Here is a 13,029-nt window from a genome sequence, read left to right on the forward strand (position 1 = left end):
GCGCCTTGTCGCGCTGGATGGGAAGAGCGGAGCTCGCGCGGCCTCGGGGCGTCCGGCGGTCGTGACGTGGTCCACCGCCAAGGAATCCGCGGCGCCGGGTCATCCGCCGCACCCTCTCCCGCCCGCGCGCCGCGTTGAAGAGCGCCTCGCCGGCGCGCCCGACGTGGGCCCGACGTGGAGCCGCCTCGGTCCGCCCGCGCGCGGCGGTCTCGCCTGGCGTCTCTCCTGGCGATCGCCGCCCAGATCGAATAGATCCCCCGCCATGCTCTCCGAGACCCGCGAGAAAGTCCTGGACATCAAAAGGCGCTTTGAGGCGCTAAGGGGGCATCTTTGACGTCCCCAAGCTCGAACGGATGCTCCAGGACCTGACCCAGACGACGCTGTCGTCGGGGTTCTGGAACGATCAGGAAAAAGCCCAAGCCGTCCTCCGCAAGCGCGCCCAGGTCGAGTCGAAGCTCGAGGTGGCGCAGCGGCTCGGCCGCGAGATCGAAGATCTCGCGGAGTACCTCGAGCTCGGCGCTGCCGAGGGCGACGAGGGCGTCATCGCCGACGCCGACGTGCAGGCCGACGCCATCGCCGGGCGCCTGCGCAAGGTCGAGCTCGATCGCATGCTGTCCGGCCCCGCCGACCGCGGCAACGCCATCGTCAGCATCCACCCGGGCGCCGGCGGCACCGACGCGAAGGACTGGGCGTCCATGCTCCTCCGCATGTACCTGCGCTTCTGCGAGCGCCGCGGGTACAAGACGGAGATCATCGACTACCAGGACGGCGACGAGGCGGGCATCGACGCCGTCACCCTCACGGTGAGCGGCGACGCCGCGTACGGCTATCTGCGATCCGAGGCCGGGGTCCACCGCCTCGTCCGGATGAGCCCGTTCAACGCCGATCACACGCGCCAGACCGCGTTCGCCGCCGTCGAGGTCACCCCGGACAGCGACGACGAGATCAACATCCAGGTCAACGAGAAGGACATCGAGATCACGACGATGCGCGCCGGCGGCAAGGGCGGGCAGAACGTGAACAAGGTCGAGACCGCCGTTCGCCTGCGGCACCTCCCGACCGGCCTCAACATCGTGTGCCGCGCCGAGCGCAGCCAGCACCAGAACCGCGCGATGGCGATGAAGGTCCTCAAGGCGAAGCTGTACGAGATGGAGCTCCAGAAGCGGGACGCCGAGGTCCAGGCCTACAACGCCGCGAAGAGCGCCATCAACTTCGGCAGCCAGATCAGGAACTACGTCCTCGCGCCCTACCGGCTCGTCAAGGACGTGCGCACCTCCACCGAGGCCACCGACGTGGACGCCGTCCTCGACGGCGATCTCGAGGGCTTCATCGAGGCCTACTTGCTCGCCGCGGCCGGCGGTTCGCTCAGGAAGGGCGGCTCCGTCGCGGAGGACGACGCTCCGTGAGCCAGCAAAAAGACAGACCGAACGACAAGAAGACCGAGCGGCTCGTGAAGGAGGCCGCCGAGGCCGCGCGCGCCGAGGAGACGCTGATCGCCACCCGCAAGGCGAAGGCGGCGCGCCTCCGCGCCCGCGGCGACAACCCGTTCGCCAACGACGTCACGGAGGGCGAGCCGCTCGTCGAGCTCGCGGCCGTCCGCGCCCGCTTCGACGGGGCGCGGGCCGCGGCCGAGCCGAGGCCCGAGGGCGCGGCGCCCGAGCGATCCGCCTCCGCGGCGGCGGATCGCTACGATCCGGCGCGCGTCGAGCCGGTCCCGTTCCGCGTCGCGGGCCGGGTCCTCTTCGTGCGCTCGTTCGGCGGCGTCACCTTCGTCCGGCTGCGCGACCGCACCGGCGAGCTCCAGCTCTACTGCGAGCAGGGGAGCCTCGCCGATTTCGAGCGGCTGGAGGACATCGATCTCGGCGATTTCGTCGAGGCCCGCGGCGTCGCGATGGCGACGCAGAAGGGCGAGCTCTCGATCCGCGCCGAGCGCCTCCGGCTGCTCACGAAGGCCTACCGCCCGCTGCCGACCAAGACGAGCTTCAAGGACGTCGAGTCGCGCTACCGCATGCGGTACGTCGATCTCGTGGCCAACCCGCACGTCGCGGGGGTCTTCCGCGCCCGCACCACGATCGTCGCCGCGCTGCGCGGGTTCCTCGACGCGCGCGGCTTCCTCGAGGTCGAGACGCCGACGATGCACACGCTCGTCGGCGGCGCGGCGGCGAAGCCGTTCAAGACCCACCACAACGCGCTCGACCTCGGGCTCTTCATGCGCATCGCGCCGGAGCTCTTCCTGAAGCGGCTCGTCGTCGGCGGCTTCGAGCGCGTCTACGAGATCGCCCGCTGCTACCGGAACGAGGGGCTGTCGACGCGGCACAACCCCGAGTTCACGATGCTCGAGTACTACCAGGCGTACGCGACGTACGAGACGCTGATGGACGCGACCGAGGCGATGCTCCGCCACGTCGACGCCCGCCTCGCCGAGCGGCTCCCGGCCGAGCACGCGGCCTGGTCCGCGCAGCGCACGTACTCGCTCGAGCGCTTCGAGCGCGTCCCCATGGCCGAGGGGATCGCCCGCGCCCTGGCGAAGTCGGGCCTGCCGGCCGACGTCCCGCAGCGCGTCGCCGCGGACGACGCCCCGATCAAGGAGTGGGCGAAGGCGGCGAAGGCGAGCGGGCGCGAGATCGACTGGACGAACTTCCGCGCGGGCGCGAAGAAGTGCGAGTCGCCCGGTGAGCTCGTCTTCTGCGCGTACGAGTACGTGGTCGAGCCGTTCCTCACGAGGGACTACCGCACGGAGGCCGGCGACAAGAGCGTCCCTGTCTTCATCATCGACTATCCCTTCGAGGTCTCGCCGCTCGCGCGCAAGAAGGACAGCGATCCTTCGCTGGTCGACCGCTTCGAGCTCTTCATCGACGGCCGCGAGCTCTGCAACGCCTTCAGCGAGCTCAACGACCCCGAGGACCAGGACGCGCGCTTCCGCGCGCAGGTCGAGAAGAAGTCGCGGGGCGAGGAGGAGACGATGGATTACGACGCCGACTACGTCCGCGCCCTGGAGCACGGCCTCCCGCCGACGGCGGGCTTCGGCATGGGGGTCGATCGCCTGACGATGCTCCTCACCGGCGCGACCTCCATCCGCGACGTCATCCTGTTCCCGCTCCTCCGTCCCGAGACCGACGCGTGATCGAGCTCTCCAGGTCGTTGCAGGCCGCGCTCCTCGCCGCCGTCGCTCTGGGCATCGTCCTGCTCGCCTGGCGGGGCTACACCCGCTTCGACAAGAAGGGCGAGCTGGAGCCGCGGCGCCCCGGCGTCGTGCGCGGCGGGGTCGTGGTCGCGCTCACGGGCGCCGGCCTGCTCGCGCTCACGCTCATCGCGTCGAGCGGGCGCGCGAAGGGCCTCGCGCTCATCGGCGCCTTCTTCTCCAGCAATACCGAGCTGATCGCCCAGCTCGTCGCCGCGCTGATCGTGGGCGGGGGTCTTCGGCTGTTCCGGGCCAGGACGACCGCGGACAAGGCCCGGTGGCTCTCCGGCAGGTGGGGCTCCAAGGCCCGCGCGGGGCTCCGGGTGCTCGGCGCGATGTCCCTGCTCGCCGCGCTCGCGATCGTCGTCCTCTGGGTCGCGGTCCTGCCCATCCAGCCGACCTTCCGGTGGATCCTTGGAGGGGTCCTGTTCGGCGCGGGCACGGGCTATCTGGTCGCCGGGAGCCGCCCTGTCCGCAAGGGGCTCTATCGCGCGCTCGGCTGGTGGTGGGGCGCGCTCGTGGGCGTGGCGTTCGGTGCCACCGCGACGCTCACGGCCAGGATGCCCGTCGGGAAGGGCGCGTCGTTCAACGCCACGGATCAGATCATCCGCTTCACCGCGCTCGTCTCGAGCGTCGCCTTCCTGTTCTTCGTGCTGTCGGCGCTCCTGCCGATCGCCCTCGACGCGCTCGAGCGCCGGAGCTTCGTGCCCCACGTGGCCGCGCGCCACGTCCGCGCCTCGAAGAGCGGCTTTCTCACGGTCATCTCGGTCCTGTCGATGGCCGGCGTCGCCGTCAGCTCGTGCGCCCTGTGCTCGGTGACGAGCATCATGGGCGGCTTCGGCGCCGACCTGAAGCGCAAGATCCTCGGCAACAACGCGCACATGGTCGTCGACGCCTCCCGCCCCGGCGGCTTCGGCAACTGGGACGACAAGCTCACCCAGGTGCGCGTCGCGCTCGCGCCCTACGGAGGCGCCGCGACCCCGGTCGCGGCCGGCGAGGCGATGGGCTCCAGCGCCTCGAACACCGCGGGCGCCCTCGTCCGCGGCATCGATCCGGACACCATCGGGCAGGTCATCGACCTCCCCAAGAACATCGAGGTCGGCAGCTTCGACTACCTGCGCGATCCCGAGAAGCTGACGAGCCTGCCTCCCGAGGAGGTCATCGGCCGAGGTCCGGGCGGGGAGCCGTACTTCAAGGGGCCGGACTTCCGCCAGCCAACGGACGTCGACCCGTCGGTGCGCGACTACCTGAAGCAGCAGACGCGCATCTACCCGGGCGTCATCATCGGCCGCGAGCTCGCGAAATCGCTCCACGTGCTCGTCGGGGACGAGGTGACCCTCCTGTCGCCGATGGGTGAGCTCGGCCCCACCGGCGTGATGCCGCGCTCCCGCAAGTTCCGTGTCGCGGCGATCTTCTATAGCGGCATGTACGAGTACGACGTCACGCACGCGTACGTCTTGATGGAAGAGGCGCAGAAGTTCTTCAGCCTCGACGACAAGATCACCCACATCGACATCCGGGTCCCGGATCCCGAGCGGGTGCAGGAGGTCCGCCCGGCCGTGGAGGCGGCCGTCGCCGCGAGCGCCGCGCTCGACGAGGCGCCGGAGGGAGGCAAGCCGCCGCCGCAGCTCCGCGTCCGCGACTGGATGGAGATGAACAAGAACCTCTTCAGCGCGCTCAAGCTGGAGAAGATCGCGACGTTCATCATCCTGTCCATCGCCATCGCGGTCGCGAGCTTCTGCATCGTGTGCACGCTGCTCCTCATGGTGACCGAGAAGGGCAAGGAGATCGCCGTCCTGAAGGCGCTGGGCGCCTCGGACAACGCGGTGATGCGCGTGTTCATGCTCGAGGGCGTGATCATCGGCGCCATCGGCACGATCTACGGTGTCGGCACCGCGCTCGCGGTCTGCACGGGCCTGTACTGGTTCGGTGTCCGGCTCGATCCGGACGTCTATTACATCGACCGGTTGCCCGTGAACGTGAACCTCTCCGACTACGCGATGGTCGCGGTCGCGTCGATGCTCATCTGCACCATCGCCACCATCTACCCGGCCCGCGCTGCCTCGAGGCTCTCTCCGGTCGACGGGCTCCGCTACGAGTAATCACTCCATGTCCACTCCGCTCGTCGTCGTCGAAGACCTCCGCAAGACGTTCGTTCACATGGGCCGCGAGCTCCACGTGCTCTGCGGCATCGACATCGTCATCAATCAGGGCGAGGTCGTGGCGTTCGTGGGCCCCTCCGGCGCCGGCAAGAGCACGTTCCTCCACTGCATCGGCACGCTGGACCTCCCGACGAGCGGCCGCATCCGCCTCGGCAACGACGAGCTCACCGGCCTCCCGGGCTCGCGGCTCGCGGCGATCCGGAACCGGACGATCGGCTTCGTCTTCCAGTTCCACCACCTGCTGCCGGAGTTCAACGCGGTCGAGAACGTGATGATGCCGGGCCTCATCCAGGGGAAGACCCGCCGCGAGATGGAGCCGCTCGCGCGCTCGCTGCTCGCCGAGGTCGGGCTCGCGGCGCGCGCCACGCACCGGCCGGGGGAGCTGTCGGGCGGCGAGCAGCAGCGCGTCGCCCTGGCGCGTGCGCTCGTCCTGTCGCCGAAGCTCCTCCTCGCCGACGAGCCGACCGGCAACCTCGACACCGCGACGAGCGACTCGATCCACCAGCTGTTCTTCGAGATGAACCGCAAGCACGGCACCACGATCGTGGTGGTGACGCACAACCTCAGCTTCGCCGAGTCGATGCCGCGCGTGGTGACCATGCGCGACGGGACGATCGAGAGCGATCGCATCGGCAGCGAGCGCGCCGCGGCCCTCGGGTACCGCGACGGCTCAGCCGGATAGCCGCTCGCTCAGGAGCTCGGCCGCGCGCAGCGACATGGCCATGATGGTCATCTGCGGGTTCACGCCGAGCGACGAGGGGATCGCGCTTCCATCGCACACGTAGAGCCCGGCGACGTCGTGCGCCTGGTGGTCCGGGCCGAGGCACGACGACCGCGGATCCACCCCGATACGGCACGTCCCGAGCGGGTGGAACGCGGCCACGTCGAGGTCGCCCGCCTGGATCTGCCGCGCCTTGAGCCGCTCCAGGTCCACGGGGCCGTTCACCTCGTCGCAGCCGGCGACGAGCGGCAGCACGCGCCGCGCCCCCGCGGCCAGGAACACCTCGCAGAGCAGCTCGACCCCGCGCTGCATCTTGGCGACGTCCTCCCGGTTCATCGTGTAGAGCACGAGCGGCGTGCCGCCGATCCCCGGCCTCACCTCGCCGCGGCTCGTGTCCTTGATCATGAACCCGAACGTCGCGAGGTGCGGGTACCGCTCCATCAGCTCCGTGTAGCGGTGCCCCGTCCAGGGCACGGCCAGCGCGGCGACGTCGAACGGGAGCGAGCCTCCCTCGAACATCAGCCCTTCATCGGCGAAGTGGTCGATCTGGTAGCCCTGCGGGATGCCTTGCCACTGGTCGATCCGCTCATCGAAGAGCGCCATCACCTTCGAGGCCGGGTGGATCGAGAGGTTCTTTCCCAGCGCGCCGCTCGACAGGCACGCTCCGCTCCGGCGCAGGAGCAGCGGCGTCATCAGCGCGCCGCCGGCCACGACGACGGCCTCCGCCCTCACCACGAGCCGCGGCCGCCGCCGTGCGCCGCTCGCCGCGCGGTCGCCGTTGCCTTCGGCCCTCGTATCTCCGCCGAGCACTGCAGTCGCCCCCCGCGCGCGGCCCGCCACGAGCTCGATCGTCCTGACCCGCGCCGCCGTGATGAGCTGCGCGCCCCGCTTCAGCGCCTCGGGCACGTAGCTCACGTCGGTCGAGCGCTTGGCCCCCGTGGGGCAGCCGAAGCAGCAGATCCCCTGTCCATCGCAGTCCGGCGCGTTGCGCTGGAGCGGCCCGTGCCGCAGGCCGAGCCGCTCCGCCCCGCGCCGGACGATCGGCCCGATCGCCCCGAGGTGGAGCGGGTCCGCGGGGGCGACCTGGAGCATGCGCTCGACGCGCTCGTAATAAGGAGCGAGCCCGCTGGACGAGAACTCCGCCGGGAGCCCCATGCCGCCTCGCCACGACGCAAAGGTGCTCTCCGGAGCCCGGTAGCAAGTACCGGAGTTGATCACGGTGCTCCCTCCGACGGCGCGCCCCGCGAACACGGGGATATTCACGTTGCCGAGCGTCATATCGAGCCCGTGGTCCCGGTACATCTCCCGGTACGCGCGCGCGGGCCGTCCGGTGAAGCTCGAGCGGCGGTGAAAGTCGCCCTCCTCGAGCATGAGCACCGCGTGACCGCGCGATGCGAGCTCGTAGGCCGCGGCCGCTCCGCCGGCGCCGGTGCCGATCACGAGGACCTCGCACTCGAGCTCCAGGTCCTCCTCGACCTCGCGCCCGTCCGTCACCTGCGCGAGCCAGCGGGGCGCCTCGTCGCGCACCGTGGGCAGCTCGTAGCGGCAGCCGACGTGCTTGAACATCTCGGGCCGGTCGTAGTGGACGAACCTGAGCGGCGTGAGCGCGGCGCGGAGCAGCGAGCGCAGCGTCCGCGCCCGGCTCTGCTCGAAGCCGCGGAGCACCTCCATCCGCTCCTCGAGCGGCAGTGCCGACAGCGGTCTGAGCCGGAAGGGCAGGGGGGCGAGCTCTATCGCCCACAGCGCCGCGCGCACTCCCTGCGCCAGGTGCGGCGGGATCGAGCCGAGCCAGGCCGCGAGCCGGCTGGCGGTCGCTGCGCCTGCGCCGTCGAGGAAGCGGCCGGGCGGCATCGCCGCCTCGGCGAGCGCGGCCGCGATACGCATCTCCCGCCCGGAAAGCCTGGGCTCCGCGCCGCCCTTTGCCGCGGGGGCCCTCTCCGCGCCGGCATCCTCCCTCGGTGTCCCGGGCCAGCGTTCCGTCCGCTCCAGCGCGGGCAAGCGCCCGAAATCGAGGTCCAATCCAAGGGTCATGGTCCTCCGAACCGCTCGTGAAAACTTCTGTTAATTCTGTAGCAACAGAATCGTCGAGGTGCAAGGCGGCCTGATCCGCTGGTGGACCTGGCGCGCAGGCGGCCTGGTCCGCTGGCCTCGCGCGTGCTGGACGTGGCGCGCAGGCGGCCTGATCCGCTGATCTCGCGCGTGCTGGACGTGGCCGCAGGCACCCTGTCACGGCATGGGCAGGACCCAGATCGGCGAGCGAGGCTGAAGCTCGAGGTGCTTCCAGGCGTCCTCGGCGATCGCCATGCCGAGCTCTCCCTCATCGCGGAGGCTCGCGGAGACCGCGCGAAAATAAGGGGCGTCCGGGCGCTCGATCGCGAGAATGCCCTTCGGATCCGACGGGCTCGGGGTGAACGGGCGGCCCGCCTTCGCCCGGCGCGTATCGCTCACGAGCGAGATTTCGTCCATGCGGGCGGTGAAGTGCGGCCCTCCGTCGAACGGATCGACCCTGTGGGCGTAACGGAAGCCGACGCGGCGGAGCAGCTTCTCCACCCCACGGGTCTGCGATCCGACCTTGCCGATCACGCGCTGCGCGTCCTCGCGGAGCAGCGAGGCGTAGATGGTTCCCTCAGGGAAGAGCCCCTTGATGAACTCCTTGTTCTTCTTGGAGAGGAGATCCGCGTCGGCATAGCTCATGTCGGTGAACTTGCGCCCGAGCGCTTCCCAGAGGTGGCTTGTCCCATCCGGCTCGAGCGGGGGCATCAGCTCCGCGAGGATCTCCTCCTGGAACAGCGCGGATCGCGCGGCCATGTAGAGGAAGCGAACATAGGAGATCATCGTGCCGAGCCGCTCGGGCCCCTGCCGGTACTCCGGCATGAGCACGAGCCCGCCGATCTCCGTGGGGCCGTTGTACGAGTAGCCGATGCGCAGCACCGTATGATGGAAGTGCTTGTCGATCGTGGCCGAGTACTTCTCCTCGTCGAGCACGTCGAAGAAGATGTAGGGGACGCCGCGCCGGCCGAGCTGCGCGATGATCATCGACGTCCCGACGATCATGCCCTTCTCGCCCTTCGTCAGGTCGACGAGGACGAAGACGTATTGGCGGAGGCGGGGATCCTGGATCGTCCCGTTGAAGCTCTTGTGGCTCTCGGCGACGATCTCGTGGATTGCGTCACGGTTGTTCGGCAGGTTGACCGAGTTCAGGTGGCGCGCGACATAGAGGAGCTGTTCCTCGTCGCCGGTCACGGCTGCGCGTATCTCGAACGAGACCATCGCCGGAAGCCTACGCGTGGCGCCCGTCCTTGGCCATTGCTCCGGAGGCTGTGAGCACGGCGCAGAGCGGCGGTCGTCGCGCGGCCGGACAGCGCGAGCCTGACGCGGGACGTCGCGCGCATCAGCCGAGCTGAGCGCGCAGCGCTTCGTCCATGGCGCCGAACGGCGGCTCCACGCGTCAGCCGAGCTGAGCGCGCAGCGCTTCGTCCATGGCATCGAGCGGCGGCTCCCGCCCGGTGTACAGCCGGAACTGCTCTGCAGCCTGGTGGAGGAGCATCCTCCCGCCGTGAACGGCGGTCGCTCCGCGCCGCCGCGCCGCGGCCACGAGCTCCGTGATCATCGGCTTGTACACGATGTCCATCACCAGGAGACCTTCCCGCAACGCCTCCTCCGGGACAGGGCTTCGCGGATCGACCTCGGCCATGCCGAGCGACGTGGCGTTCACGAGGACGCCGTGGTCGCGCGCGAGCGCCGCTGCGTCGAGCGGCGCGGCCGCCCCGCCGACTGCCGCCGCGAGCTGCCGCGCCTTCTCGAGATCGCGGTTCGCCACCGTGACGCGGGCGCCGCGCTCCGCGAGCCCGAACGCGACCGCGCGCGCCGCGCCGCCGGCGCCGAGGAGCAGCACCCGCGCGCCCCTGAGCTGCGTCACCTCCTCGAGCGCCCGCACCGCGCCGATCCAGTCGGTATTGTGGCCCCTGAGGCGCCCGTCATCGTTCACGATCGTGTTGACCGCCCCGATCCGCTCGGCGACGGGATCGAGCTCGTCGAGCAATGGAATTACCGCCTGCTTGTAGGGCATCGACACGCCGAGGCCGCGGATCCCGAGCGCGCGCATCCCGCGCGTCGCGCCTTCAACATCGGTCACCGCAAAAGGGATATAGGTAAAATCGAGTCCCAGCGCGCGGTAGCCGGCGAGGTGCATGGCGGCCCCTGTCGTTACCGGATGACGCGACATTGATCCGCAGAGTGTGAGGCGGCCCAGAGCTTGGGAGAGTGGTGCAGTCGATGAAGTGCAGCCGTGCATGCAGCGAAGCTGGCTTGTCTCGAGCGCGGATGCTAGCCCCGCCAGAGATGAGCGAGCCGAGCGTTCCCCAGCCGGCGGTGGAGGCCGCGGCGGTGTGCCTCCAGCCCGACAAGGCCGGACTTTTCATGCTTCGATCCGATCGGGCGTTCGCGCGGCGCGCCTACCAGAGGGTCGCGCCGTTCGGGCGGAGCCTCCTCAAGCTCCTCGCGGCGCTCGCGATCCTCACGCTGGGTCGCTCGACGCTCGCGGACCAGTACCACGTGCCCACCGGCTCGATGTGGCCGACGATCGCCCCGGGTGATCGCATCCTCGTCGACAAGGTCGCCTACGGGCTCCGCGTCCCGCTCATGGAGCATTACCTGTTCGAGCGCAGCGGGCCGAGCGCCGGCGACGTGGTGCTCTTCGCGGATCCGCGCGGCGGCCCCACCCTCCTCGTCAAGCGGGTGATCGCGCTCCCCGGTCAGACGGTGATGCTCCGGCGAGGCGTGCTGTACGTCGACGGCGCGGCGCAAGCGCTAGAGCAGCGCGGGGACGGCACGAGGGTGGAGCACCTCGGCCAGGTCACGCACGCGGCCGGCGAGACCGACTTCGACGCGTTCGGTCCGGTCGTCGTCCCGCCGGACCACCTCTTCGTGATGGGCGACAACCGCGCCGCGTCGCTCGACAGCCGAGCGATGGGCGCGGTGCCGAGAGAGCTCCTGCGCGGCCGTGTGCTCCGCGTCGTCTATCACTACGACGCCGCGGGCTTCGATCTGTCACGCGCTCTGCGGAGCGTGGACTGAGCGCCTCCTCTACGTTTCCCTCCTCGCCACCATCTCCCTGAGCTCATCGCCGCTCAGGGTCTCGACCTCGTAGAGCCGGGCGGCGACGCGCTCGAGCGTCGGCCGGTGCCCCTGGATCAACGCGCGCGCCCGCGCCTCCGCGTCCGCGAGGATGCGCGCGACCTCCGCGTCGATCGCGCGCGCGGTCGCGTCGCTGCACTCGCGCGGCCCTGCGCCGGACGGCATCGCGCCCTGCGCTTCGCCGAGGAACGACAGCGGCCGGCGCGGATCGAGCGCCGAGAGGCCGACCCCCTGGCCCATCCCGAGCTCGCGGACCATGCGACGCGCGAGCTCGGTCGCGTTGAGCAGATCGTCCTGCGCGCCGGTCGACAGGTCTCCGACGGCCTCCTCCTCGGCGACGCGCCCGCCCAGCAGCACGACCAGCCGATCGAGGATCTCCTGTCGGCTCCACAGGTAACGATCCTCGCGCGGCTGCTGGATCGTGTACCCGAGCGCGCCCGGCCCCCGCGGCACGATGGACACCTTGCGCACAGGATCCTGCGTCGGCAGCAGCGAGGCCGTCAGCGCGTGCCCCACCTCGTGGTAGGCGACGACGAGCTTCTCGCGCGCTCCGAGCCGCCTGCCACGGCGCTCTAGCCCCGCGAGCCCGCGCTCGATCGCCGCCTCCAGGTCGCTGTGTCCCACCGCCGCCGCGCCGCGTCGCGCCGCGAGCAGCGCCGCCTCATTGACGATGTTCGCGAGGTCGGCGCCGACGAGCCCCGCTGTCTGCGCGGCCACGGCGTCGAGATCCGCGCAGGGATCGAGCGCCACCTTCTTCGCGTGCACCGCGAGGATCTCCTTCCGTTCGGCGAGGTCGGGCCGGTCGATGTGCACCCGGCGGTCGAACCGCCCTGGCCTGAGGAGCGCCGGATCGAGGATCTCGGCGCGGTTCGTCGCGGCGATCACGACCATGGCCGTGTGCGCGTCGAACCCATCCATCTCGGTCAGGAGCTGGTTGAGCGTCTGCTCCCGCTCGTCGTGTCCGCCGACGGAGCCGCCGAGGCCGCGCACCTTGCCGACCGCATCGAGCTCGTCGATGAACACGATGCAGTGCCCCTTCTCGCGTGCCTGGGAGAAGAGGTCGCGCACGCGCGCGGCGCCGACGCCGACGAACATTTCGACGAACTCCGACCCGCTCGCGCTGAAGAAGGGGACGCTCGCCTCTCCCGCGATCGCCCGAGCGAGCAACGTCTTGCCCGTGCCGGGCGGCCCCACGAGGAGCACCCCTCTGGGCATCCGCCCGCCGAGCTTCTCGTAGCGCTCGGGCGCCTTGAGGAAGTCGACGATCTCGCCGAGCTCCGTCTTCGCCTCGGCGTTGCCGGCGACATCGCGGAACGTCGCGATCGCGCCCCGCTCCTCGTAGAGCCGCGCCTTGTGCTTGCCGAAGGCGGTCGCGGCGCCCGAGATGGTCCCTGCCGTCGCCGCGCGGCGCGACGCGAGGTGGCCCATCGCGACCAGACCGGCGAGCGGCAGCAGCAGCCAGAGGTACGGCGGCAACCCCAGCTCGTCCGCGACGCGCGTGTACGGGATCCGTCGCCGGTCGAGATCGGCGAGCAGATCCTTCTCGGTCTGCTCGATGCGCCCCGTGCGGTAGCTCTGCGGCGCGCGCGCGCTCAGGCCGGGCACCGCGCGCCCGATGTACACGTCGTCCCGGATCTCGATCTCGGCGAGCTCTCCGCTCTCCGCGAGCGAGCGGAAGCGCGCGTACGGGATCCGGCCGTCGGACGCCGCCATCACCTGAAGCAGCAACGCCGAGCCGAGCACCAGGACGAGAACAATCCAGAGCGACCGCATGCTCCCGCCTCCGCACGGACAGGCGACATGGTCGGTGAGGCCGACCTGTCGTCACG

Annotated in this window: 9 protein-coding genes; 5 read left to right on the plus strand and 4 right to left on the minus strand. The window is 70.6% G+C overall.

Annotation, left to right across the window (positions count from 1 at the left end; genetic code table 11):
* Window positions 1-262: 262 nt before the first annotated feature.
* From prfB to POL72_RS35945, 4 genes are all read left to right on the plus strand, one after another.
* Window positions 263-1,406, plus strand: a protein-coding gene (gene prfB, locus POL72_RS35930; RefSeq protein ID WP_272101322.1) for a peptide chain release factor 2 whose coding sequence is annotated in 2 segments (ribosomal slippage) — window positions 263-331 and window positions 333-1,406 — 1,143 coding nt in all. Because the reading frame shifts where the segments join, the coding sequence is not laid out codon by codon here.
* Window positions 1,403-3,124, plus strand: coding sequence for a lysine--tRNA ligase (gene lysS, locus POL72_RS35935; RefSeq protein ID WP_272101323.1), 1,722 nt, complete (start codon window positions 1,403-1,405; stop codon window positions 3,122-3,124). Before prfB ends, lysS begins: the two co-directional genes overlap by 4 nt.
* Complete coding sequence (locus POL72_RS35940) at window positions 3,121-5,283, plus strand: FtsX-like permease family protein (RefSeq protein WP_272101324.1); 2,163 nt, start codon at window positions 3,121-3,123, stop codon at window positions 5,281-5,283. The genes lysS and POL72_RS35940 overlap by 4 nt, the downstream gene beginning before the upstream one ends.
* A 7-nt stretch (window positions 5,284-5,290) precedes the next feature.
* Window positions 5,291-6,025 carry an ABC transporter ATP-binding protein gene (locus POL72_RS35945; RefSeq protein ID WP_272101325.1) on the plus strand — a complete coding sequence of 245 codons (735 nt, stop codon included), beginning with the start codon at window positions 5,291-5,293 and terminating at the stop codon, window positions 6,023-6,025.
* On the opposite strand, the gene POL72_RS35950 is transcribed toward POL72_RS35945, so the two are convergent.
* The 3 genes from POL72_RS35950 to POL72_RS35960 all read right to left on the minus strand — a co-directional run bounded on the left by POL72_RS35950 (window position 6,014) and on the right by POL72_RS35960 (window position 10,256).
* Window positions 6,014-8,095 carry a GMC family oxidoreductase gene (locus POL72_RS35950; RefSeq protein ID WP_272101326.1) on the minus strand — a complete coding sequence of 694 codons (2,082 nt, stop codon included), beginning with the start codon at window positions 8,093-8,095 and terminating at the stop codon, window positions 6,014-6,016. The genes POL72_RS35945 and POL72_RS35950 overlap by 12 nt on opposite strands.
* A 195-nt stretch (window positions 8,096-8,290) precedes the next feature.
* Window positions 8,291-9,334 (minus strand): arginine N-succinyltransferase, encoded by a 1,044-nt coding sequence (locus POL72_RS35955; protein ID WP_272101328.1) that lies wholly within the window; start codon window positions 9,332-9,334, stop codon window positions 8,291-8,293.
* A 178-nt stretch (window positions 9,335-9,512) separates the two neighbouring features.
* Entirely contained in the window at window positions 9,513-10,256 is a 744-nt protein-coding gene (locus POL72_RS35960) for a shikimate dehydrogenase (RefSeq protein WP_272101329.1), read from the minus strand.
* Between the two features lie 131 nt (window positions 10,257-10,387).
* Between POL72_RS35960 and lepB the strand changes: the two genes are divergently transcribed.
* The gene (gene lepB / locus POL72_RS35965) at window positions 10,388-11,140 is read left to right on the plus strand and encodes a signal peptidase I (RefSeq protein ID WP_272101331.1); all 753 of its coding nucleotides are present in this window, start codon (window positions 10,388-10,390) and stop codon (window positions 11,138-11,140) included.
* A gap of 9 nt (window positions 11,141-11,149) precedes the next feature.
* On the opposite strand, the gene ftsH is transcribed toward lepB, so the two are convergent.
* Complete coding sequence (gene ftsH, locus POL72_RS35970; protein ID WP_272101332.1) at window positions 11,150-12,973, minus strand: ATP-dependent zinc metalloprotease FtsH; 1,824 nt, start codon at window positions 12,971-12,973, stop codon at window positions 11,150-11,152.
* Window positions 12,974-13,029 lie beyond the last annotated feature (56 nt).

This window comes from Sorangium aterium, assembly GCF_028368935.1.
Classification (GTDB): domain Bacteria; phylum Myxococcota_A; class Polyangia; order Polyangiales; family Polyangiaceae; genus Sorangium; species Sorangium atrum.

Coding starts and splice junctions, on each gene's coding strand:
- POL72_RS35955 (WP_272101328.1), bottom strand. CDS start 9,334: ATGGTCTCGTTCGAGATACGCGCAGCCGTGACCGGCGACGAGGAACAG.
- lepB (WP_272101331.1), top strand. CDS start 10,388: ATGCTAGCCCCGCCAGAGATGAGCGAGCCGAGCGTTCCCCAGCCGGCG.
- POL72_RS35950 (WP_272101326.1), bottom strand. CDS start 8,095: ATGACCCTTGGATTGGACCTCGATTTCGGGCGCTTGCCCGCGCTGGAG.
- POL72_RS35960 (WP_272101329.1), bottom strand. CDS start 10,256: ATGCACCTCGCCGGCTACCGCGCGCTGGGACTCGATTTTACCTATATC.
- POL72_RS35945 (WP_272101325.1), top strand. CDS start 5,291: ATGTCCACTCCGCTCGTCGTCGTCGAAGACCTCCGCAAGACGTTCGTT.
- ftsH (WP_272101332.1), bottom strand. CDS start 12,973: ATGCGGTCGCTCTGGATTGTTCTCGTCCTGGTGCTCGGCTCGGCGTTG.